Source organism: Bradyrhizobium sp. B124 (assembly GCF_038967635.1).
Classification (GTDB): domain Bacteria; phylum Pseudomonadota; class Alphaproteobacteria; order Rhizobiales; family Xanthobacteraceae; genus Bradyrhizobium.
The window spans coordinates 8,713,396-8,734,522 of record NZ_CP152413.1 but is presented as its reverse complement, the minus strand read 5'-3'; the positions used below and the strand labels follow the sequence as shown (position 1 = coordinate 8,734,522).

The following is a 21,127-nucleotide window of genomic DNA, read 5'->3' as shown; positions in this document are numbered from 1 at the left end:
GTCGTCGCCGCACCAACAAACAATCAAAATAATCACTGAGGAGACTTTCATGCAGGATGCGGCCCAATCGCGGCTCTATGGACGGATCGCCTGGCGCCTGATCCCGTTCCTGCTGGCGTGCTACACGGTGGCGATCATCGATCGCTTCAACATCGGCTTTGCCAAGCTGCAATTCCTGCACGACCTCAATATTGATGACGCGGTGTTCGGGCTTGCCGCCGGCATTTTCTCGGTCGGCTATGTCGCGCTCGAAGTGCCGAGCAATCTGCTGCTGGTCAGGATCGGCGTCCGCAAGACCCTGCTGCGCATCATGGTGCTGTGGGGCGCTGTGACCGTGCTGCTCGCGCTGGTGCAGAACCAGTATCACCTCTATCTGCTGCGCTTCCTGCTCGGCGCCGCCGAGGGCGGCTTCTTCCCCGGCATCCTGTACTACCTGACGCTTTGGTTTCCGGATCGCGTGCGCGGCCGCATGACCAGCCTGTTCGTGATGGCGGTGCCGCTCGGCGGCGTCATCGCGGGGCCGCTGTCGGGCCTGATCATGGATCACATGCAGGGCGTCCATGGCCTGCACGGCTGGCAGTGGCTGTTCATCCTCGAAGGCGTTCCAGCCCTGCTACTCGGCATCGCCGCGTATCTTTATCTCGCCGACGGGCCACATGCCGCGAACTGGCTCAGCGCCGACGAGCGACGGCAGGTGGCAAGCGATCTCGCCCGCGATCGCGCCGCCGCCCCGAACACGACAAGCAGCTTCGCGGCGGCGCTGCGCGAGCCGCGCGTCTATCTGTTGTCCTTCATCTATTTCGCGTTCTTCTGCTCGCTCAACACCATCCTGTTGTGGACGCCGACGCTGCTCAAGCGCGTCGGCGTGGCGACCACCACCGAGATCGGCTGGCTGAGCGGCGCAATCTCGGTTGCGTCGGCGCTCGGCATGGTCGCGATCGGCTACAGTTCCGATCGCACACGGGAACGGCGCTGGCACGTGGTCGCTTGTGGCCTCGTCGCGGCGGCGTGCTTCATCGCCTTGCAGGCCGCGCAGGGCAGCATCCTCTTGACCGTGACGCTGCTCGCCATCGCATCGGTCGGCATCTTCGCGATTCTCTCCCTGTTCTGGACCATTCCCAACGCGATGCTGGAAGGCAGCGCCGCGGCGGGCGGTATCGCGCTGATCAGCGCGATCGGCTCGTTCGGCGGCGCGGTCTGCCCTGCCCTGATCGGCTGGATGAATGTCGCAACCGGGAGCATCTACGCACCGCTCGCCCTCGTCGGCGCGCTGCTCGCGATCGGTATGCTGACGCTGATCCTCTGTGTGCCGCGGCCCGGACCCGAGGTCACACTCGCCGAACCCAGCCGTCCCTGATCATCCAGCGCACGCCCGGTACCGTCGCGCGGGCTTGTCTCGACCGGCTGCGTCTGGATAGAACTCGATTCTGACTCTGTCAGAACCGAGTTCTATTTTCTTGTATTGACGCGTTTTCTTCACGCGAACCGGGCTCCACTTCGCTCGAAAACGCTATAGAAGGACGTCAACAAAAGACGCTTGCCGGGAACGAGGACATGCCGCGAAGGCTCGAGGGTGATTACGACTACATTATCGTCGGCGCAGGCACGGCGGGCTGCATCATGGCCAACCGCCTGTCGGCCGATCCGAAGAAGCGCGTGTTGCTGCTCGAAGCCGGCGGCAAGGACAACTGGATCTGGTTTCACATCCCGGTCGGCTACCTCTTCGCGATCGGCAATCCGCGCTCGGACTGGATGTTCAAGACGGAGGCCGAGCCCGGCCTGAACGGCCGCGCGCTCGCCTATCCGCGCGGCAAGGTGATCGGGGGCTCGTCGGCGATCAACGCCATGATCTCGATGCGCGGCCAGGCCGCGGACTACGATCACTGGCGCCAGCTCGGCCTCACCGGGTGGAGCTACAGCGACGTGCTGCCGGCGTTCAAGCGGCTGGAAGATCACTTTCTCGGCGAAAGCGAGCATCACGGCGTCGGCGGCGGCTGGCGCATCGAGGCGCCGCGGCTGTCGTGGCAGGTCCTCGATGCAGTCGGCGATGCCGCCGAGGAGATGGGCATCAAGCGCATCCCCGACTTCAACACCGGCGATAATGAGGGCACCAGCTACTTCCACGTCAACCAGAAGCGCGGGCGGCGCTGGTCATCGGCGCGCGGCTTCCTGAAGCCGGTGCTGAACCGCAGCAACTTGCGGCTCGAGACCGACGTGCTGGTCGACCGCCTGATCATCGAGAGCGGCCGCGCCGCCGGCGTTGAGTTCCGTCAGGGCAGTGAGACCGTGGAGGCCCGCGCCAAGGGCGAGGTGATTCTCTGCGCCGGCTCGATCGGCACCACGCAGGTACTGCATCGTTCCGGCATCGGCCCGTCCGAATGGCTGTCGCCGCTCGGCATCGACATCGTGGCTGACGTGCAGGGCATCGGCCACAATCTGCAGGACCATTTGCAGCAGCGCGCGATCTACAAGGTATCGGGCGTCCGCACGCTGAACGAGACCTACCACAACCTGGTGCGCCGCGGCCTGATGGGCCTCGACTACGCGTTCCGCCGCCGCGGGCCGCTGACCATGGCGCCGTCGCAGCTCGGCATCTTCACGCGCTCGGATGCGACGCGCTCGCGCGCCAACATCCAGTTCCATGTGCAGCCGCTGTCGCTCGACAAGTTCGGCGACCCCTTGCATCGCTTCCCCGCGATCACGGTGAGCGCCTGCAATCTGCAGCCGACCTCGCGTGGCACGGTGCGGATCCGCTCGACCGCGCCCGACGACAAGCCGTCGATCGCGCCGAATTACCTGTCGACCGAGGACGACCGCCAGGTCGCAGCCGACGCGATCCGCACCACGCGCAGACTGATGAAGCAGAAGCCGCTGGAGAAATATCATCCCGAGGAATTCCTGCCCGGTCCTTCCGTCGGCGATGACGACGCCGCGCTCGCCAAGGCCGCCGGCGACATCGGCACCACGATCTTCCACCCCGTCGGCACCGCGAAGATGGGAACGGCCAATGATCCGATGGCCGTGGTCGACGAGCGCCTGCGCTTCTACGGCCTCAACGGCCTGCGCATCGCGGATGCCTCCGTGATGCCGACCATCACCTCCGGCAACACCAACACGCCGACCGCGATGATCGCCGAGAAGGCGGCTGCGATGATCCTGCAGGATGCACGATAGAGCGACGATGAACTCCGGGAAGCGCATTCTCGTTGGCGATGCCGGCGCGCAGATCGCGCTGGCGCGATGGGGCGAGCCGGCCTCCGGCAAGCCGCCGGCGCTGCTGCTGCACGGCACCGGCTTTGTCGCCGAAGTGTGGACCGAGGTCGCCGAAGCGCTGGCCGCCGACTACACCCTCTATGCGCTCGACCGCCGCGGTCACGGCCAGAGCCACAAGCCGGCGGCCGAGCGCTATCAGTTCCAGGATTTCGCCGATGATCTCTGCATGGTGGTCGAACGCCTCGATCTCCATGATATCTACGGCATCGGTCACAGCGCCGGCGCGACCGACCTGATGCTCGCAACGAAGCTGATGCCGGACCGCTTCGCGCGGCTGTTCGTGACGGAGCCGACGGCGATGGATCCGCGCACGCCGCGCACCGGCGGCCTGAGCGACATCGCGCGCGCGTCGGTGCAGGGCGTGCTGCGCCGCCGGGCCGAATTCGACAATGCCGACGATCTGTTCCGGCGATTGCGCGCCGCGCCGGCGTTCGCGCCGTGGACCGAGCCGTCGCTGTGGGCCTATGTCCATCACGGTTTTGCGCGCCTCGACGACGGCCGCATGCAGCTGCGCTGCACGCCTGAAATCGAGTCGGCGCTGCTTGGGCCGATCTTCCAGGCCACGGAGCAGATCTACACCGGCGATACGCGCGGCAATCCGTTCCCGTGGTTCTCCGATATCGCCTGTCCGGTCTGCATCGCCACGGCTGAGCAGTCATGGCCGATCTACAAGGAGATGGCCGATCGCGCCGCCGCCCTGATCCCGCACGCCAGCCGCTGGACGTTCGACAATGTCGGGCACTGCGTCGCGCAGGAGGCGCCGGAGTTGATGGTCGCGGCGCTCCGAACGTTCGCCAAGCGCGCGGCTTAGAACGCCTGCTCATCGGCAAGTTTGGGTCCGCTTTGCCTCGAGCGCGCCGATGGCAACCGATCGTCACGTCATCGTCGGTCGTCGAATTGCCTCACCGAGTAAACCGGTGCGCGCACCGGCTGGATCGTCAGCCGATAGACGATCAGGTTGGTGCCATCAAATGCTTCAAGCAAATAGTCGCAGACCGGACAGTGATACTCACCCTTGGCGCCGGGTTCGGACCATAGCTCCAACCGCCGGAAACCCGCGCCACAGCACGCGCACGTTACATCCGCTTTCCGCACGTCTTTCTCTCCCTGACGCGATGCCAACTGTGCATGAACACGGCCAAGGCGATGGAGATTGGAGAGAGCCCGGCAGAATGTCGCCTGCAAGGCTGATGTCTCCGAATCCGTCCTCATCATCGCCGCTGCCAATTGCAGGGTTCTGCCGCTGCAGAACGCCTCGGATCAAGGTTGGTTCAACAATTCCGCCTGCGCACGGCAGCAAGCGAAAAAACGTTGGTGAAGCTCGGCAATGAATGGGGCTGTCGCCTGACTGAGAGATGACACGACAAGTCGCGGAACCTCCCACGTCCCGCATTCTAGGCAGGGCCGCCTCGACAGCAAAGTGCAGATTGTGCCTGAGGAGATTTGAAAGCAGGCGCCTGTCGCACTTACGCGAAAGCGCCCGCGGAACCCTGCACGCGATTGCGTTCCGTTGATCTACATCAACCCGGCGTCCCCCGAGCGACGCAGTTTCAGGGTTCGCAACATCGTCCGCTAGGGAGGGACACGCCATGCTTCGTTGTATCCTCACCGCTGTGGCAGTTTTGCTTCTCGGTGCTGTCTGCCTGGTTCCTGATGACGCCTATGCCCGCCGCGGAGGAGGCGGCGGCTTCCGCGGCGGCGGTGGCGGCTTTCATGGCGGCGGGATGCGTGGCGGCGGCATGCATGCCGGCGCCGGAAGGATGCATGCCGGAAGGATTCATGGCGGAGGATATCGCGCTGCCGGCCGCCCGCGTCCCTCACACCCGATCGCGGGTCGTCCGGGCCGTCCGATCGCCGGGCGCCCGGGCTATCCCGGCCGACCGATTGCAGGACGGCCTGGCCGTCCGGTCGCCGGCTATCCCGGTTATGGCGGAGGCTACTATCGACCCGGTTGGGGCTATGGCGCTGCGGCGGCCGGCGCCGCGGCCGCGGCTGGCGCGTACTATGGCAGCTATGGCTACTACGGCAACCAAAGCTGCTATTACAATCAATACGGTCAAATGATCTGCCCCCAACAGCAGTATCAATACTGATCCGGCTGGGCAGTCGTTGGACGGATGGTCAAACCGGGGCGTGCGATCCCGGCGGCACCATGTACAGCGTCATGGCAAAAATCGCATAGATCAGGACGAGCAAGGCGCCAATGAACCATGCCGACCGTCCGCTGTTGGTGATGAAGCAGGACGTCACGGAAGCGATCATGACCATCGTCACGGCGCCAGGCCAGAACTGCAAGTCCATCGGCTTCGGACCGATGACGTAACTTAGAAGAACCAGCGCCGGCGCGACGAACAGGGCGATCTGCGAAGCGCTTCCGAGCGCGATGCTGACGCTCATGTCGAGCCGGTTCTTGCGCGCAGCGGAGAATGCCACCGCCATTTCCGCTGCGGCACCGACCAGCGCGACGATGATGAAACCGACGAACGCCGGGCTCAGTCCCAGCGTCTCGCCTGCTTTCTGCACCGAACTCACGAATATTTCGCTGACCAACGCAACCAGCACGGTGACGGCGAGAAGTGTGCCCAACGCAAGCCCGATCGGCCAGCCGGCGCCACCGGCCTCGCCATGCTCCTCGCTTGCGAACAACTCCTTGTGTGTCTTGAGCGAGAACAGCAAGCCGAGGCCATAGGCGCAGATCAGCAGCACAGCGAGGCCCGTGCTGAGTGTCAGCGCCATGGCTTCGCCACGTGCTGGATCAAGATCGGCGACGGCAGAGGGGGCAAGCAGCGCAATCGTGGCCATCAGCAGCAACGCCGCGTACATCCTCCCGCCGGCCCGATTGTACTCCTGAACGTGATGGCGGAGCCCACCGAGCAGGAATGATGCGCCAAGCATGAAGAGCGAGTTGGTGACAATGGCACCAGCGATCGATGCCTTGACCAGCATGTATTCTCCGGCATGTAACGCTGCGATCGCGATGATCAGCTCGGTCAGATTTCCCAAGGTTGCGTTGAGCAAGCCTCCGACCGCATCGCCCGTTTTCTCCGCGACGCTCTCCGTCGCGTGACTGAGAAGGGCAGCCAATGGCACGATGGCCAGGACAGCGAGCACGAACAGGGCTGTGTGGGCGGACGGAGCTGCCGTCTCGACCACGAGCACGATCGGCACGAAGATCAGCATCCAAAGCAGCGGATTATGTCGAATTTCCTTGAGCAGAAGGTGCATGGTACCGCCCGGCCGAAACGAGTTGGGCAGCAATTTCTGATCACCATGGGCTGCTCGATCTTGATCTAGCTCAATCCCTCTCCACCGTCTCGCAGGCCAGCTTGCACCATGGCGGCCTGCCCGAAGTCCCCGGGCCATCTTCGGAACGGTCAGAATCGCGTCCCTATCTCCGGCTCCTCGCCGCTTTGACCTAGATCAACTCGCGCCAGATCAGTCCGTGTGTTTCTTCTCGCGGACATCCACGACAGCAGCTCAGGAGTTCGCAATGACGAGGAACGCAGCCGCCGTAGCGATTGCACTTTTGATGACAACCTCGTCTCTTGCCTTCGCAGCGGAGACATCCCCGACTGTCGGCGCCGCGTCCCCCAGCGCCGCCGACCTCAAGAGCCTGACCGACATGCGTGTCGGCATCGTCAAGGCCGCCTTGCAGCTAACGCCCGATCAGGAGAAATACTGGCCGGCCATCGAGGAGGCGATCCGCACGAGAGCGCAGAACCGGCAGGCTCGGTTGGCGCGGCTTGCCGAAATGCACGAGAACGGCCCGATGGACGGCCTTCATGACGGCAATCCGGTCGAGATGATGCAACGCAGAGCGGACCGGCTGATTCAGCGTGGGACCGACCTCAAGAAGCTCTCCGATGCCTGGGAGCCGCTGTACAAGACATTGAGTGATGATCAGAAACGAAGGATGGCCTTCGTGTCGTTCGCCGTCATGCGCGGCATGCGAAATGCGATCGAGCATCACGGCGAACCGGAAGACGAGGACGAATAGGGCTGGATGGTGCGGCGCTATCCGGACGACATTCTGTAGCCCGCGTCTGCCTTGCCGAGGTTTCTCAAGCGTTCCGGCCACGACGTGACGTTCTTGCTGCCTCGTTCAGACGACCTTCAAAATCCGTCCTCCGTCCTGTGTCGCTCTTCGCTTGCGAATTCCTGAAGCACCACGGGAGTTGAAGCATGTACCGGCATATTCTCATTCCGACGGATGGGTCGGAACTAGCGAAGCATGGTATCGCCCAAGGGATGGCGCTCGCGAAATCCCTCGGAGCGAAGGTATCCGTGATTTTCGTCGTGGAGCCTTTTTCAGAACTGACGGGCCATTTCCGCGATACGGTCGCCAACTATGCTGAGATGCGGAAAGAGCAGGCCACCAACACGTTGAACGAGGCGGCGAAGGCGGCCAGGCAAGCCGGCGTTCCCTGCGAGACCCTGCTGGCGGAGAACGGGCAACCCCATCAAGCGATCATCGCGGCGACCGCGGACAGGGGTTGCGATCTCATCGTCATGTCGTCGCATGGACGCAGTGGACTCTCCGTGCTTCTGATCGGCAGTGTGACAAACAAGGTGCTGGCGCAGGCGAAAACCCCCGTGCTGGTTTGTCCGTGAATGATCGGACGCTCGACGAATGAGAGCGTCAGCGCGCAGCGCCAGCCAAAAGAAAACGCCGTCCCCTTGCGGGGACGGCGGAAGCCACTCACGCAGTACTGAAGCTATTATTAGTTGTTGCCGTGGTGCTCGGCGTGATGCCGGCTGGCCTCGGTGTGGTGATGCTGGGCATGGCTGGCGTGACCATGGGCACTGTGCGCGTGATGCGCCGCCTTGTGGTGATCGCCGGCTTCGTGGTGCTTGGCGGCTTCGCGGTGATGACGCGCCGCGTGTTCGTGATGCTCGGCGGCCTTGTGGTGATGCTCAACGCCTGCGTGGTCGCTCATGAAGATCTCCCGGTGTGGCGAGTGAAGTCCGCCATTCTTATGCAGGAGCGCTGACATTCTGCTGACGGCTGCAAGACAGCTTTGTTGCGGTTGTTCATCTATGTTGCGGGGCATCGCCATGTTGCGGCGCGCATCAGCGCCGCTGCGCCCGTCGGCGGCCGGTTATTCCTGCGGCGGAAAGCGCGCGACGGTCGGCAGCTCATGCGCCGTTTCCATCCAGCGCAACCGCTCCGCGACCTGGATATGCATCGTAGCCGGCACCGCATCGGGATCGTCATAGGTGCCGCTCTGAATGTCGATGAACCCGGGCAACATGTTGCCATTGATGTAGAAAAGCCCGGTGCCGCAGTTCGCGCAGAATTGCCGCCGGCCATGCTCGGAGGACCGGTAGATGCTGGGCTGCCCCTTGGTCACCTTGACCATGCCTTCAGCGACCATCACCCAGCCGACCATCGGCGCGCCGGCATGGCGCCGGCAATCGGTGCAGTGACACAGCGCATGGACGACCGGTTCCCCGGTTACCTCGTAACGAATCTCGCCGCAGTGACAGCCGCCGGTGACGCCAGCCATGTTTTCCTCCGACCGATCAGTGGTTTGCCGGGTCGATAGCGTTGCAGACCCCAAACTTTCAATGGCGCATCTTGCCCTTGCGTCCACCTGTCGCGCCGGCCGTATGTCTGCTGATGTCGCGGCCGGCTTTCCGGCTCTCACGAAATCGTCATCCCGGCCCTCAACCCCTCCAAAGCCCCGGGAATAAACCCTTAGGCCCGCCGATCACCTTCCCGGAAACCCAATCCCTGGGCCCAACGGGAGACTTGCTATGAGCGGACACGATCACGACCATCACGATGAAGAGAAGGGCGTCAGCCGACGCAAGGTGCTGGAATGCATGACTTGGGCCGGCACCGGCGTACTCTGGACGGTTACCGGCGGCGTGCCGCATTCGCTCGGCATCGTCGGCTCGGCGGCCGCAGCCGAAGCGACCACCGGCATGACCTTCATGCAGATCAGCGACAGCCATGTCGGCTTCGACAAGCCGGCCAACCCGAACGCCATCGGCACGCTTGAAGAGGCCATCAACAAGGTCCGGGCGATGCAGGTCAAGCCGTCGTTCATGATCCACACCGGCGACATCACGCATCTGTCGAAGGCGTCCGAATTCGATGACGCCGATCGCATCATCTCGCAGGCCAAGCTCGACGTGCATTACGTGCCGGGCGAGCACGACTTCATCGACGAGGAGGTCAAGCTCTACAAGGAACGCTACGGCAAGGGCACCAAGGGTCCGGGCTACTACTCCTTCGACGCCGGCGGCGTGCATTTCGTCGGCCTCGTCAACGTCGTCGACCTCAAGGGCGGCGGCCTCGGCAATCTCGGCAACGAGCAGCTGGAATGGCTCGAGAACGACCTCAAGGGCCGCTCGAAGTCGACGCCGATCGTGCTGTTCGCCCACATCCCGCTGTGGACGGTCTATCCGCAATGGGGCTGGGGCACCGAGGACGGCGCCCGCGCGCTGGAATACGTCAAGGGCTTCGGCTCGGTCACCGTGCTCAACGGCCACATCCACCAGGTGATGCAGAAGGTCGAGGGCAACGTCACCTTCCACACCGCGCGTTCGACGGCCTTCCCGCAGCCGGCGCCCGGTGCCGCCCCCTCCCCCGGCCCGATGAAGGTTGAGGATGCCAAGCTGCGCAGCATGCTCGGCGTCGCCAGCATCAACTTCAAGCAGAACAGCCAGCCGCTGGCGATCATCGACACGCCGCTGCAGGGCTGAGGGACGAGACCGATGAGTTCGATCAATCGACGCGACTTCGGTATAGCCGTGGTCGCGACCATGCTGCTTCCTGTCACGGCGGCCCGCGCCGAAGACGTCGCGGTCCACATCGACAACTTCTCGTTCGCGCCGAACCCGCTCGACGTGAAGGTCGGCACCACCGTGACCTGGACCAACCGCGACGACATCCCGCACACCGTGGTGTGTGCGGGAAAATTCCGCTCCAAGACCATGGATACCGACGGCACCTTCTCGTTCACCTTCACGGAGCCCGGCGAGTACAAGTATTTCTGCTCGCTGCATCCGCACATGACAGGCAGTATCAAGGTTGGGTAACGTGACCACCCATACAATCACAGCGATGCCCGGCCGGTGGCCCTCCGCCCCCGGCCGGGCACAAGCCGTCTCTCGAGATGCCGGGCAGGACACGATGGTTGTCAAAGCGTCGCAAGACGATCCCGAAAAGGCGCGGCGCTTCCGCGAAGCCGCGCTGCCATACCTTGACGACGCCTTTACCCTGGCACGCTACCTGCTGCGCGATGCCGCCGACGCCGAGGATGCGGTGCAGGAATGCTATCTGCGCGCCTACAAGCATTTCGACAGCTACCGTGGACCTGCGATGAAGCCGTGGCTGTTTGCGATCCTGCGCAATGTCTGCCGCGCCGAATATGCACGCCGCAAGACCGCCCCCACCGCGGTCGAGGAGCTGCCCGAAGGCGGCGATCAGACCCCGCTGTGGAACGAGGCCCCGGAGACACCGGAAAAGCAGCTGCTGCGTCGCTTCGACGGCGACACCGTGCGCAAGCTGGTCGCGGCGCTCGCCGAGCCGTTCCGCGAGACCTTTGTGCTCAGGGAAATCCAGAATCTTTCTTACCGCGAGATCGCCGATGTCGCCGCCGTGCCTGTCGGCACCGTGATGTCCCGCCTCGCACGCGCCCGCGCCATGCTGCGATCGGCCTGGCTCGCGGAACAGGAGCAAGTGAAATGAATTGCGAGGAAGCCGAAGTGCTGGTCCACGCGCTGATCGACGGCGAACTCGATGCCGGCCATGCGCGCGAAGTGGAAGCCCATATCGAGGGTTGTGCGCATTGCGCCGCCCTGATGAAGGAATATCAGGAGATCCGCCAGGCGATCGCCGAGAGCGACGTGCGCTACAAGGCACCGCTCGAGCTGCGCCGCAAGATCGAGAAGGCGTTGCCGCAACCGCAGGCGGCGCCGACCCGGCGCTCGGTGCTGCGCGGCTTCGCGATGGGCTCTGCGGTGTCGGCGATGGCCGCGACCGGCCTCGTCGCGATCGTGCTGCGCAATGACGACGAGCAGCGCATCGAGAACGAGGTGGTGTCGGCGCATCTGCGCTCGCTGCAAGCCGGCCACCTCATCGACGTGGTCTCGACCGATCAGCATACGGTCAAGCCCTGGTTCAACGGCAAGCTCGACGTCTCGCCGCCGGTGATCGATCTCACCGCGCAGGGCTTTACCCTGATCGGCGGCCGGCTCGACTACGTCAACGCCCGCGAGATCGGCGCCGTGGTCTACAAGCGCCGCCAGCACGTCATCAACCTGTTCGTGGCGCAGACCGCGAGCACCGAACGGAAGTCGGCGCAGATCTCGACCTTGCAGGGCTTCAACATCCGGCGCTGGAGCGACCGCGGCCTGAATTACTGGGCGGTCAGCGATCTCGGCGCCGATGAGCTGACGGAGTTCGGCGACAAGTTCGAGGGCGCGATGCGTGCGAACAAGGAGGGGTGAGGACTCGTAGCCCGGATGCAGCGAAGCGCAATCCGGGAACAGTCTTGCAAGTGTCGAGAACCCCGGATTTCGCTTCGCTGCATCCGGGCTACAGGTTCGGGCCTACGCCGACTTGCGCACCGCATTGTCGACCAGCGTCTTGCCGAGCGACCAGATCGCGCCGGGCACCTTGTGGCTGCCGGCGATCACCTCGTCAAACGACTTCTCGATCCAGCTGCAATCCTCTTCGGTGATCACGAGCGGCGGCAACAGCTTGATGGTGTGGAGGCCGTGGCCGGCGACCTGGGTCAGGATCTTGTGATCCTTGAACAGCGGCACCGTGATCAGCTGACAGAACAGGCCCTTATTGGCGGTCTCCAGTAGATTCCACGACGCCTTGAGCCGCAGCGATTTCGGCGGACCGAACTCGACGCCGATCATCAAGCCCTTGCCGCGGACTTCCTTCATCAGCTCATAGCCGGGCACCATGCGCGTCAGCGCAAGGCGGAGCTCGGCGCCGCGCTTGGCGGCGTTCTCGACGAGCTTCTCTGCCTTGATGACATCGAGCGTGGCGATGCCGGCGGCCATCGCCAGATCGTTCTTGGCGAAGGTCGAGCCATGCACGACGGCGCGATCCATCTGGTTGAAGATCTTGTCGAAGATGCTCTTGCGCGTCAGCAGCGCGCCGATCGGCACGTGGCCGCCGGACAGCGCCTTCGCCAGCAGCACCATGTCGGGCTCGATGCCCCAGTGCTCGATCGCGAGGAACTTGCCGGTGCGGCCGATGCCGGTCTGGATCTCGTCGGCGATGAACAGCGTGCCGTATTTGCGGCACAGCGCCAGCGCGCCGGGCAGGAACTCGTCGGTGGGCATGTTGACGCCCTTGCCCTGGATCGGCTCGACGATGAATGCGCCGACCTGGCGCGACGACAGCGCTTTTTCGAGCGCCTCGAGGTCGTTGAAGGGGATCGCGGTGCAACCCGGCAGCAGCGGCTCGAAGCCGCTGCGGAAATTCGTATCATCGGTCAGCGACAGCGCGCCGTAGGACAGGCCGTGGAACGAATGCCCGCAATAGACGATGCCGGGACGGCCGGTCGCGCCGCGCGCGAACTTGATCGCCGCTTCGACGGTTTCGGCACCGGAATTGGCGAAAAACACCTTGTCCAGATATGGGACATATTCCAGAAGCCGTTCCGCGAGCACGCCGGCGAGCGTCGAGACGTCGAGCTGCACCAGATTGGGCAGATCGGCGTCGAGCACGCTCTTCAGCGCCTTGCGCAGGTCCGGATGATTGCGACCAATCGCAAAAACGCCAAATCCACTCAATAGATCGAGGTAACGAGCCCCCTGACGATCGAAGAGGTATTGGCCTTGCCCCTTCTGGAAGCCGACGTCATAGCCGATGGTCTTGAGGACGCGAACGAGCTGCTCGTTGAGGTGACGCGTGTGCATGGCACCGCGCTGCCCCTCGCGCTCCACAAAAATCTCGGAAACGTCTAAATTGGAACTTACCATTCGTTACATACGTCGGTTGATGGCCATCTCGTCAACTTAAAACGCTCGCTAGCGGCGTTTTGACCCCCGCTCGGATCGTCTAGTTAAGCACAGGTTTGGACCATGTTGCACTGCCCAAGAACTTTCGCGCGTACAATAGCCTTTTCAGGTTTATTTTTGGCCACCGTATTATCACCGGCACTTGCAGCGGACCCGACCGGCGACTGGAAGGTCGCAGATGGTGTCGCCACCATCCGCGTCGCCCAGTGTAATGGCAACATGTGGGGTGCGGTGTCCTGGGAAAAAACCCCCGGCGGAAAGGATAAGAACAATCCTGATCCGGCGAAGCAAAGCAGGCCGACGCTCGGCATGCCGATCCTGATCGACATGAAGAAGAAGGCCGGCGCCGACGCGTGGGAAGGCCAAGTCTACAACGCGAAGGACGGCCAGCTCTACAGCTCGACCATCAAGCCCGTCGGCACCGATCAGCTCGAGATCCAGGGCTGCGTGCTCGGCTTCCTCTGTGGCGGCGAGACCTGGACCCGCGTCGGTCCGCCGATCCCCGTCAGCGCTGCCGGCAACCCGCCTGCCGCGGGCAGCCCGGCAGCGAAGGGTGCCCTGCCCAAATCGGCAGCGCCGCAGAAGACCACCGGCGTCGTGGCGCCTGCCACCAAGCCGGGGCAAAAGCAGGCAACCACTGCCCCAGGCAACGCCAATGCGTCTGCTGACGTCGTGGGTGATATTTGCCTGCTGCCGGACATCGCGCGACCGACGCATTGACAAAGGCCAGCTGGCGACGCCGCACGCGGTCGCGCGCATGCCGGCTGGTTCGTGACATTGATGCGTGCCTGAATTTAGGGCTCGGCGGCACCTCGCCGCCAAGCCTGATCGCCCACGCGTCAGGTGACGTCGTTGGCGATATCCTCCTCCTTGAGGGCCTCGCGCGGCTTGCCCATCAGCGCCGGCTGGAACAGCAACACTGCCGCGAGCGTGGTGACGAGCGAGAGCGCGAGCAGCTTGCCCATGCTCGCGGTGCCGGGATGACTGGACAGCCACAGGCTGCCGAACGCGGTCGCCGTGGTCAGCGCGCTGAAAAAGATCGCACGCGTCAGGCTCGACTGCAGCAGGTTCGTCCTGCCCTGCCGCCATGCCGTGACATAGTAGATCTTGAACGCGACGCCGACGCCGAGCAGCAGCGGCAGCGCGACGATGTTGGCGAAGTTGAGCGGCAGCCCGATCAGCACGCAAATCTCCAGCGTGACGATGCCGGCGACCAGGAGCGGCACCAGCGTCATCAGCACGTCGACGACGCGGCGCAGCGTCAGCCACAGCAACAGGCCGATCGTGACCAGCGCCAGAATGCCGGCGTGGATGAACGCATTCACGATGACATCGCCCGACTTCAGGATCGAGACCGGCCCGCCGATCGCGGTCGGCTCGGCGGCGAGCACGGCGTCGGCAAAGTGGCGCAGATTGTCGTTGTCGTTCGGATCGCCCTTCGGCTCGACCTCGACACGCATCAGGCCGTCCTTGGTCCTCCAGCTCTCGACCAGTTCCGGCGGCAGGTTCTGCAGCGTGACGGTCTGGGCCTGCAGCGTGTTGCGGAGCTGATCGAACACGATCTTCATCGGCGCGACGAAGACGTCTTGTGCCTTGTCGCGGATCGACTGGTTCGAATCGGCCAGCTTCTGCAGGGCGTCGGCGAGCCGGCGCGCGGCAACCGCGCCCGCCCCCTTGCCGTCGCCCGCGGTCCTGCGCAGGTTGTCGACCGAGCTCTTCAGCGACTCGACATTCTCCTGATCCGACGGCGCCGGATCGACCGAGTCGGGGTTGAGCGCGGGGCCGAGCGTCTTGGCGGCCTGTGCGATCAGCTTCAGCTTGGCCGGCTGGTCATCAGGCACGAAACTGTCGAGCGACATCACGCGCGACACTTCCGGCAGCTTCTCGAGCTTGGCCTCGATCTTCTTGGCGTCGGCCTCCGAGCGCGTCATCACGTTGATGGCGTTGGCGCCGGTGTTCGGATCGTTTCTCAGGTCGAGGAAGGTCGCGATCGATTCCGCGTGCTTGTTGCGCAGATTGATCGGGTTGAAGTCGAACTTCATGTAGTGCAGCAGCGGCAGGCCCGCGACCGTGACCAGGATCGTGCCGACGATGATCGGGACGCGATGCTTTTCGAGGAAGTGATCGAGCGGCGCCAGGAAGGCGTAGCCGACCGGCTCCTTCTCGCCAGGCGGATTGAGCAGGTCGAGCAGCGCCGGCAGCACCGTGATGCTGGTGATGAAGGCCACCAGCATGCCGGCGCCGGCGATCTTGCCGAGTTCGGAGATGCCCTTGTAGTCGGTCGGCAGGAAGCACAGGAAGCCGGCGGCGGTCGCCATCGCCGCGAGCGACAGCGGCACCGCCGAGCGGCGCGCGGCGTTTTCCAGCGCCAGCGTCAGATTGTCGTTCTTGTAGCGCTCGGAGCGGTAGCGGACGCTGAACTGGATGCCGAAGTCGACGCCGAGACCAACGAACAGCACCGCGAAGGCGATCGAAAGCAGATTCAGCGATCCGACCATCATCAGACCGACCGCCGTGGTGAGGGCAAGACCGATGAACAGGTTCACGAACACCGCGAAGATGATCTTGCCGGAATGCAGCGCCAGCCAGAGGATGATCAGCACGATCACCACGGTGCCGATGCCGTTGCGGATCGCGCCGTCCTGCACGGTGGCGTATTCCTCGTTGGCGATCGGCACGGGTCCGGTCAGGCGGACGCGCGCGTGATACTCGGTCGGGAATTTCAGGTCGGCCGCCGCCTGCCGGATCGCATCGGTTGCGTCCTTGCCCGGCTCCAGCGCCGAATAGTCGATGATCGGCTTGATCTCGATGAAGGCACGCTTGTCCGAATCGGTCAGCGGCTTGTCGCTGGTGAGCTCACGCCAGGAGAAGGTCGCATTGCCCTTGGCGAGGACGGTCTCGACCGTCTCGGAGATCAGGTTGAAGGGCGGAGCGGCGTTGTCGAGCTTGACCTGTCCGCGCTTGACGCCGGCAAGGCCGGTCTCGAGCGCACCGGTCAGTCCGCGAATTGAAGGATCACCGGCCATGATCTCGATCAGCGGCGCGGCCGATTCGAGCTGGCCCGTGACCTTGCCGACCTCTTCGGTCGGCAGGAACAGCAAGCCGTTCTTCTCGAAGAATTCGCCGGAGCCGAGCGCGGTGATCGCCTCGAAGTTCTTCTTGTCGGCTTGCAGCTTCGCGGTGAGCGCCTTCGCGGCCGAGCTGGTCAGCTCGGGCGTCGCGGCCTCGACGACAGCCAGGATCAGCCGCTCGCGGTCAAAGGCTTCCTCGAACTGGTTGTCGCGCTTGCGCCAATCCAGATCCGGCGAGATCAGCTTGTTGATGTCGGTGTTGATCGAGAAGTTGCGAGCCGTATAGAAGCCGGCGCCGATCGACAGCAGCACCGAGAGAATGACAACCGGAAGGGCAAAACGCGTACAGGTCCTAACAACGGAGACGACAATATTTGTCAGCACTTCGTTTCTTTCTAAGCTCGGGGAAGCATGGCCGAAAACGCCCGCTCTGTAGCGGAGTTCCCGGGACCGATCTAATGTTGTTTTGGTTATCTTCCCCGACGAGATGGCGAGGAGGTTCCAAACCACAGGAACGGCCACGAGTCGCCGGTATAGACCGCAGGAGTGGGCGATAAAGTGACGAACAAGTGAGGGAGACGGACGGTCGCAGGACCCAAAATCCACACTATATTACCTCAAGCCTTCCACCTGGCCGGCTACTCATCCGCTCGAAGCGCTACCTTTTTGCCACAAATCCCTGTATTTCCATGCCCTTGAGGGCGCGGATCACGCGTGCAGGACCTGAGATGGTGCGGACATTGCAACTGAAGTTGCGGCGTCCGACCGGGCGGAGTGCGTTGCCGAAATGGCCGCAGGGCATGGAATGAGATTGGTGCAATTTGCGTAACGGACGACCTATGGAAGTGTTTCTTGCTCAGCCGCGCGGCTTTTGCGCGGGCGTTGTGCGCGCGATCGAAATCGTCGAACGCGCGCTGCAGAAGTATGGCCCGCCGGTCTATGTCCGCCACGAGATCGTTCACAACAAATACGTGGTCGAAAGCCTGAAGAAGAAGGGCGCGATCTTCGTCGAGGACCTGTCGGAAGTGCCGGCCAAGGCGGTGACCGTCTTCAGTGCCCATGGCGTCGCCAGGAGCGTCGAGGAGGAGGCGGAGGCCCGCGACCTGCCCGTGCTCAATGCCACCTGCCCGCTCGTCACGAAGGTCCACAACCAGGGTAAGCGCTATATCTCGAGGGGCCGCGCCCTGATCCTGATCGGGCATGCCGGCCATCCCGAGGTCGAGGGAACCATGGGGCAGGTTCCGGGGCCGGTCCTGCTGGTCCAGAGCGTTCAGGATGTGGCAGAATTGCGGCTGCCGACCGACGCCCCGGTCGCCTATATCACCCAGACCACCCTGTCGGTGGACGACACCAGGGACATCATCGCGGCCCTTCAGGCAAAATTTACAGATATTCAAGGCCCGGACATCAGGGATATCTGCTATGCGACACAGAACCGCCAATCTGCGGTAAGGGACCTGAGTAAGCTGGTGGACGTCATTTTGGTGGTGGGGGCCGCCAATAGTTCCAACTCGAACAGGCTTCGTGAGATCGGCACCGAGGTTGGTGTCGCGAGTTATCTCATTGCCGATGGGAGCGAGCTCAACCCGGATTGGCTGAAGGATGCGAAGGCCGTCGGCATTACGGCGGGTGCATCGGCACCTGAGGTTTTGGTCGACGATGTCATCGAGGCCCTGCGGCGCATCGGACCGGTGTCGGTCTCGGTCGTTCCGGGCCGCGAAGAGAATATCGAATTCCGGCTGCCGGCCGAACTGACTGCGGGCTGATCTGAACCCACTTCCCTTTGATAAGTGCAGAAAGAAAATCCTCTAATGGCTATACCGTTCTTCAAGGAAATGCGTATCGGCGGTTATCTGATCAAGCAGAAGCTGCTTGGCCGCAAACGCTATCCGCTCGTGCTGATGCTGGAACCCCTGTTCCGTTGCAACCTTGCCTGCGTTGGCTGCGGCAAGATCGATTATCCCGATGCGATCCTCAATCGCCGCATGACCGCACAGGAATGCTGGGACGCGGCCGATGAATGCGGCGCACCGATGGTGGCGATCCCGGGCGGCGAGCCGCTGATCCACAAGGAGATCGGCGAGATCGTGCGCGGCCTCGTGGCGCGCAAGAAGTTCGTCTCGCTGTGTACCAATGCGCTGTTGCTCGAGAAGAAGCTCGATCTGTTCGAGCCGTCGCCCTATTTGTTCTTCTCGGTGCATCTCGACGGCCTGAAGGACCATCACGACAAGGCGGTGTCGCAGAAGGGCGTGTTCGATCGCGCCGTCTCCGCGATCAAGGCGGCGAAGGCGCGCGGCTTCACGGTCAACGTCAACGCCACGATCTTCGACGGCCATCCGGCCGAGGAGATCGCCAAATTCCTCGACTTCACCACCGAGCTCGGCGTCGGCGTCTCGATGTCGCCGGGTTACGCCTATGAGCGTGCGCCGGACCAGGAGCACTTCCTCAACCGCACCAAGACCAAGAAGCTGTTCCGCGACGTCTTTGCGCTCGGCAAGGGCAAGAAATGGAATTTCATGCATTCCGGCCTGTTCCTCGACTTCCTGGCCGGCAACCAGGAATACGAGTGCACGCCCTGGGGCATGCCGGCGCGCAACATCTTCGGCTGGCAGAAGCCCTGCTATCTGCTCGGTGAAGGCTACGCCAAGACCTTCAAGGAGCTGATGGACACCACCGATTGGGAGACCTACGGCACCGGCAAGTACGAGAAGTGCGCCGACTGTATGGCCCATTGCGGTTACGAGCCCACCGCGGCGACCGCTGCGATCAACAATCCGCTGAAGGCGATGTGGGTCGCGCTGCGCGGCATCAAGACCACTGGCCCGATGGCGCCGGAGATCGACATGTCGAAGCAGCGTCCGGCACAGTACATCTTCGCCGAGCAGGTCGAGAAGAAGCTCTCGGATATCCGCCGCGACGAGGCTGCGGCTGCCGCCGCGAAGCAGCAGCAGAAGGCTTCCAGCGCCGCGTAAAGGTCCATGTGAGCGGACTGCAGAACGAACAAGGGCCTCGGTTCAGCGAACCGGGGCCCTTTTTTCCTGGATCAGGATGCCGCCTGCTCTCGCCGGGCTCGCAACAGCAGCCGTTCGATCTCGGCTGCGCGCGGAGCGCTGAGTGTGCCACGCTCGATCCCGAGCGGGACATTGCGCAGCGCCAGTTCGCGATACAACGCGCCCGAGGCGGGAAAGCGCTCGTCCAGGGCCCGCAGGTGCTTGACGATCGTTCCGACGTCGCCGCGCGCCACGCAGCCACCCATGCCGTTGGCGAGGCCACCGTCGAGAACGGCCGCGACGGTGCCCCGCAGCAGCGGCATCATGGCGCGCAGCGCGTCGGCCTCGCTGGCGCCAAAGCTCTTCCAGAGCTCGACGCCTTCCTTGAGCAGCGAGATCAGGAACGGGCCGACATAGTAGGCCGAGGCATGATAGATCGCCCGCACACCGGCCGGCAGCGCCAGCGGCTCGCAGCCGATGCTGGTGGCGAGCCGCTCGAGGTCGCGCCGGAAGTCGCCTTCAGCTTCGATGCCGACAGTGCATCCGCGCAGCCCCTCGAGCGCGACGTCAGGATTTGCAAACATCTGCATCGGGTGAAATCCGCCGGTTGCGGCGCCCGCCGACCGCGCATGGTCGAGCGCGGCCAGTTCGGTCGCACCGCTGCAATGGACCACGCGGTGACGCGGCTCCCAGTGCAGATCGCTGCAGACCTGCAGAATCGCGTCGTCGCTCACGGTGAGGAAAACCATGTCGCAGAAGTCAACGACCTGCTGCGCGTCGATCATCGGCCGTGCCGACGGGATGCGGGATCCGAGACGCTGCGCGGCATCGGGACCGCGGTTGTAGAAGGCTGCGACGTTCAGACCCGCGCGGGCGAACGCCGGCGCGAGCGTCTGCGCCACGCGGCCGGCGCCGATGAAGCCGATCCGTAACGCCCGCGACGCGCTCATTGCGCATAGCTCCTGTCGATGCGGTCGAGCCTGCGCCGCAGCGCCGGCCATTCCAGCAGCCCGTAGCCGGCTTGCAGATTTTGCGCCGCTTCATTCAGCACCGGATTGGTGTCGCGCTCATTGTCCAGCGTGATCTCGGTGCCGGCAAAGCAGGTCACCGTGTTGCCGATCGCCAGTTCGCTCGGCGCATGCAGCGGCCGGCCGCAGCCGAGCGCATCGACCTGGATCCGGCAAGCCTGCTCCAGCCAGTAGATCGCATTGAACGCCTGCGGAATGGTGTTGCCGCAGACCAGAAGGCCATGATTGCGCAACACCAGCACGTTGTTGCGGCCGAGATCGGCGACGACCCGGTCGCATTCGTCGCGATCGATCGCCGGTCCCTCGAAGTCGTGATAGCCGATCCGCCCGTGAAACCGCATTGCCGTCTGCGACAGCGGCAGCAGCCCTTCGGCAAGCGTGCTGACCGCGGTGCCGGCCCGGGTGTGGGTATGCAGAACGCATTTCACGTCGGGCCGTGCGCGATGGATCGGGGCATGCAGATAGAAGCCGGCCACGTTGACGTTGTAGCCGTGGTCGGGCTGCAGCAAGGTCCGGCCCTCAATGTCGATCTTGACGAGGCTCGACGCCGTGATCTCCTCATAGAGCATGCCGTACGGATTGATCAGATACCGATCGTCATACCCCGGGACCTGCGCGCTGATGTGGTTGTAGATCAGGTCGGTCATTCCATAGAGCGCGACCAGGCGGTAGCACGCCGCGAGATCGACCCGCATCGCCCACTCCTCATCTCCGACGATCGCCCTGACGTCGTTGACGGCACAAACTTCGGTCTGACCCATATGACTGGAAC

21 protein-coding genes are annotated in these 21,127 nt (G+C 63.7%); 14 read left to right on the top strand and 7 right to left on the bottom strand.

Features of this window, described 5'->3' with window-relative positions:
• Positions 1-49: 49 nt before the first annotated feature.
• From AAFG13_RS40770 to AAFG13_RS40760, 3 genes are all read left to right on the top strand, one after another.
• Positions 50-1,357 carry an MFS transporter gene (locus AAFG13_RS40770; protein WP_212311100.1) on the top strand — a complete coding sequence of 436 codons (1,308 nt, stop codon included), beginning with the start codon at positions 50-52 and terminating at the stop codon, positions 1,355-1,357.
• Positions 1,358-1,554: 197 nt separating this feature from the next.
• Positions 1,555-3,174 (top strand): GMC family oxidoreductase N-terminal domain-containing protein, encoded by a 1,620-nt coding sequence (locus AAFG13_RS40765; protein WP_342710501.1) that lies wholly within the window; start codon positions 1,555-1,557, stop codon positions 3,172-3,174.
• Positions 3,175-3,181: 7 nt separating this feature from the next.
• On the top strand, positions 3,182-4,084 hold the full coding sequence (locus AAFG13_RS40760) for an alpha/beta hydrolase (protein ID WP_342710499.1): 903 nt from the start codon (positions 3,182-3,184) through the stop codon (positions 4,082-4,084).
• Between the two features lie 68 nt (positions 4,085-4,152).
• On the opposite strand, the gene AAFG13_RS40755 is transcribed toward AAFG13_RS40760, so the two are convergent.
• Complete coding sequence (locus AAFG13_RS40755; protein WP_249131245.1) at positions 4,153-4,458, bottom strand: hypothetical protein; 306 nt, start codon at positions 4,456-4,458, stop codon at positions 4,153-4,155.
• A gap of 404 nt (positions 4,459-4,862) precedes the next feature.
• Here AAFG13_RS40755 and AAFG13_RS40750 point away from each other — a divergent pair, with 404 nt between their 5' ends.
• Positions 4,863-5,366: a hypothetical protein gene (locus tag AAFG13_RS40750; protein ID WP_342710497.1), complete on the top strand. Its 504-nt coding sequence runs from the start codon at positions 4,863-4,865 to the stop codon at positions 5,364-5,366.
• A gap of 28 nt (positions 5,367-5,394) precedes the next feature.
• Here AAFG13_RS40750 and cax read toward each other — a convergent pair whose 3' ends face one another.
• Entirely contained in the window at positions 5,395-6,498 is a 1,104-nt protein-coding gene (gene cax / locus AAFG13_RS40745; RefSeq protein WP_212311103.1) for a calcium/proton exchanger, read from the bottom strand.
• A 397-nt stretch (positions 6,499-6,895) separates the two neighbouring features.
• On the opposite strand from cax, the gene AAFG13_RS40740 reads away from it, so the two are divergent.
• The 3 genes from AAFG13_RS40740 to AAFG13_RS40730 all read left to right on the top strand — a co-directional run bounded on the left by AAFG13_RS40740 (position 6,896) and on the right by AAFG13_RS40730 (position 8,264).
• Complete coding sequence (locus tag AAFG13_RS40740) at positions 6,896-7,270, top strand: Spy/CpxP family protein refolding chaperone (protein ID WP_249131244.1); 375 nt, start codon at positions 6,896-6,898, stop codon at positions 7,268-7,270.
• Positions 7,271-7,455: 185 nt separating this feature from the next.
• Positions 7,456-7,884, top strand: coding sequence for a universal stress protein (locus tag AAFG13_RS40735; protein WP_212311104.1), 429 nt, complete (start codon positions 7,456-7,458; stop codon positions 7,882-7,884).
• Between the two features lie 122 nt (positions 7,885-8,006).
• The gene (locus tag AAFG13_RS40730) at positions 8,007-8,264 is read left to right on the top strand and encodes a hypothetical protein (protein WP_342710496.1); all 258 of its coding nucleotides are present in this window, start codon (positions 8,007-8,009) and stop codon (positions 8,262-8,264) included.
• 108 nt (positions 8,265-8,372) lie between these two features.
• Here the strand turns inward: AAFG13_RS40730 and AAFG13_RS40725 are convergent, their stop codons facing one another.
• Positions 8,373-8,780, bottom strand: a complete 408-nt coding sequence (locus AAFG13_RS40725) for a GFA family protein (protein WP_342710495.1) — start codon at positions 8,778-8,780, stop codon at positions 8,373-8,375.
• Between the two features lie 250 nt (positions 8,781-9,030).
• Between AAFG13_RS40725 and AAFG13_RS40720 the strand changes: the two genes are divergently transcribed.
• The 4 genes from AAFG13_RS40720 to AAFG13_RS40705 all read left to right on the top strand — a co-directional run bounded on the left by AAFG13_RS40720 (position 9,031) and on the right by AAFG13_RS40705 (position 11,733).
• The gene (locus AAFG13_RS40720) at positions 9,031-9,984 is read left to right on the top strand and encodes a metallophosphoesterase (protein ID WP_176532574.1); all 954 of its coding nucleotides are present in this window, start codon (positions 9,031-9,033) and stop codon (positions 9,982-9,984) included.
• Positions 9,985-9,996: 12 nt separating this feature from the next.
• Positions 9,997-10,320: a cupredoxin family copper-binding protein gene (locus AAFG13_RS40715; protein WP_024579453.1), complete on the top strand. Its 324-nt coding sequence runs from the start codon at positions 9,997-9,999 to the stop codon at positions 10,318-10,320.
• A gap of 94 nt (positions 10,321-10,414) precedes the next feature.
• Positions 10,415-10,972 (top strand): sigma-70 family RNA polymerase sigma factor, encoded by a 558-nt coding sequence (locus tag AAFG13_RS40710; protein ID WP_212311681.1) that lies wholly within the window; start codon positions 10,415-10,417, stop codon positions 10,970-10,972.
• Positions 10,969-11,733 (top strand): anti-sigma factor, encoded by a 765-nt coding sequence (locus AAFG13_RS40705; protein WP_212311107.1) that lies wholly within the window; start codon positions 10,969-10,971, stop codon positions 11,731-11,733. The genes AAFG13_RS40710 and AAFG13_RS40705 overlap by 4 nt, the downstream gene beginning before the upstream one ends.
• Positions 11,734-11,835: 102 nt before the next feature.
• On the opposite strand, the gene hpnO is transcribed toward AAFG13_RS40705, so the two are convergent.
• Positions 11,836-13,227 carry an aspartate aminotransferase family protein gene (gene hpnO, locus AAFG13_RS40700; RefSeq protein WP_212311108.1) on the bottom strand — a complete coding sequence of 464 codons (1,392 nt, stop codon included), beginning with the start codon at positions 13,225-13,227 and terminating at the stop codon, positions 11,836-11,838.
• A 102-nt stretch (positions 13,228-13,329) separates the two neighbouring features.
• Here hpnO and AAFG13_RS40695 point away from each other — a divergent pair, with 102 nt between their 5' ends.
• Positions 13,330-13,986 carry a DUF2147 domain-containing protein gene (locus tag AAFG13_RS40695; protein ID WP_212311109.1) on the top strand — a complete coding sequence of 219 codons (657 nt, stop codon included), beginning with the start codon at positions 13,330-13,332 and terminating at the stop codon, positions 13,984-13,986.
• A 119-nt stretch (positions 13,987-14,105) separates the two neighbouring features.
• Here the strand turns inward: AAFG13_RS40695 and AAFG13_RS40690 are convergent, their stop codons facing one another.
• The gene (locus AAFG13_RS40690) at positions 14,106-16,721 is read right to left on the bottom strand and encodes an MMPL family transporter (protein WP_342710493.1); all 2,616 of its coding nucleotides are present in this window, start codon (positions 16,719-16,721) and stop codon (positions 14,106-14,108) included.
• A gap of 455 nt (positions 16,722-17,176) precedes the next feature.
• On the opposite strand from AAFG13_RS40690, the gene ispH reads away from it, so the two are divergent.
• Positions 17,177-18,103 carry a 4-hydroxy-3-methylbut-2-enyl diphosphate reductase gene (ispH, locus tag AAFG13_RS40685; RefSeq protein ID WP_092125121.1) on the top strand — a complete coding sequence of 309 codons (927 nt, stop codon included), beginning with the start codon at positions 17,177-17,179 and terminating at the stop codon, positions 18,101-18,103.
• Between the two features lie 45 nt (positions 18,104-18,148).
• Complete coding sequence (gene hpnH / locus AAFG13_RS40680) at positions 18,149-19,309, top strand: adenosyl-hopene transferase HpnH (RefSeq protein WP_212311112.1); 1,161 nt, start codon at positions 18,149-18,151, stop codon at positions 19,307-19,309.
• 71 nt (positions 19,310-19,380) lie between these two features.
• Here the strand turns inward: hpnH and AAFG13_RS40675 are convergent, their stop codons facing one another.
• Both AAFG13_RS40675 and AAFG13_RS40670 read right to left on the bottom strand, forming a co-directional pair.
• A complete protein-coding gene (locus AAFG13_RS40675; protein WP_342710492.1) occupies positions 19,381-20,277 on the bottom strand; it encodes a DUF2520 domain-containing protein in 897 nt (298 codons plus the stop codon).
• The gene (locus AAFG13_RS40670) at positions 20,274-21,116 is read right to left on the bottom strand and encodes a class II aldolase/adducin family protein (RefSeq protein ID WP_342710491.1); all 843 of its coding nucleotides are present in this window, start codon (positions 21,114-21,116) and stop codon (positions 20,274-20,276) included. The genes AAFG13_RS40675 and AAFG13_RS40670 overlap by 4 nt, the downstream gene beginning before the upstream one ends.
• Positions 21,117-21,127 lie beyond the last annotated feature (11 nt).

Bases quoted from the DNA above. Each gene is read 5' to 3' on its own strand.
- AAFG13_RS40705 (WP_212311107.1), top strand. From the start codon at position 10,969: ATGAATTGCGAGGAAGCCGAAGTGCTGGTCCACGCGCTGATCGACGGC.
- AAFG13_RS40695 (WP_212311109.1), top strand. From the start codon at position 13,330: ATGTTGCACTGCCCAAGAACTTTCGCGCGTACAATAGCCTTTTCAGGT.
- hpnH (WP_212311112.1), top strand. From the start codon at position 18,149: ATGGCTATACCGTTCTTCAAGGAAATGCGTATCGGCGGTTATCTGATC.
- ispH (WP_092125121.1), top strand. From the start codon at position 17,177: ATGGAAGTGTTTCTTGCTCAGCCGCGCGGCTTTTGCGCGGGCGTTGTG.
- AAFG13_RS40710 (WP_212311681.1), top strand. From the start codon at position 10,415: ATGGTTGTCAAAGCGTCGCAAGACGATCCCGAAAAGGCGCGGCGCTTC.
- AAFG13_RS40715 (WP_024579453.1), top strand. From the start codon at position 9,997: ATGAGTTCGATCAATCGACGCGACTTCGGTATAGCCGTGGTCGCGACC.
- AAFG13_RS40770 (WP_212311100.1), top strand. From the start codon at position 50: ATGCAGGATGCGGCCCAATCGCGGCTCTATGGACGGATCGCCTGGCGC.
- AAFG13_RS40725 (WP_342710495.1), bottom strand. From the start codon at position 8,780: ATGGCTGGCGTCACCGGCGGCTGTCACTGCGGCGAGATTCGTTACGAG.
- cax (WP_212311103.1), bottom strand. From the start codon at position 6,498: ATGCACCTTCTGCTCAAGGAAATTCGACATAATCCGCTGCTTTGGATG.
- hpnO (WP_212311108.1), bottom strand. From the start codon at position 13,227: ATGGTAAGTTCCAATTTAGACGTTTCCGAGATTTTTGTGGAGCGCGAG.
- AAFG13_RS40765 (WP_342710501.1), top strand. From the start codon at position 1,555: ATGCCGCGAAGGCTCGAGGGTGATTACGACTACATTATCGTCGGCGCA.
- AAFG13_RS40675 (WP_342710492.1), bottom strand. From the start codon at position 20,277: ATGAGCGCGTCGCGGGCGTTACGGATCGGCTTCATCGGCGCCGGCCGC.
- AAFG13_RS40735 (WP_212311104.1), top strand. From the start codon at position 7,456: ATGTACCGGCATATTCTCATTCCGACGGATGGGTCGGAACTAGCGAAG.
- AAFG13_RS40760 (WP_342710499.1), top strand. From the start codon at position 3,182: ATGAACTCCGGGAAGCGCATTCTCGTTGGCGATGCCGGCGCGCAGATC.
- AAFG13_RS40750 (WP_342710497.1), top strand. From the start codon at position 4,863: ATGCTTCGTTGTATCCTCACCGCTGTGGCAGTTTTGCTTCTCGGTGCT.
- AAFG13_RS40740 (WP_249131244.1), top strand. From the start codon at position 6,896: ATGCGTGTCGGCATCGTCAAGGCCGCCTTGCAGCTAACGCCCGATCAG.
- AAFG13_RS40720 (WP_176532574.1), top strand. From the start codon at position 9,031: ATGAGCGGACACGATCACGACCATCACGATGAAGAGAAGGGCGTCAGC.
- AAFG13_RS40670 (WP_342710491.1), bottom strand. From the start codon at position 21,116: ATGGGTCAGACCGAAGTTTGTGCCGTCAACGACGTCAGGGCGATCGTC.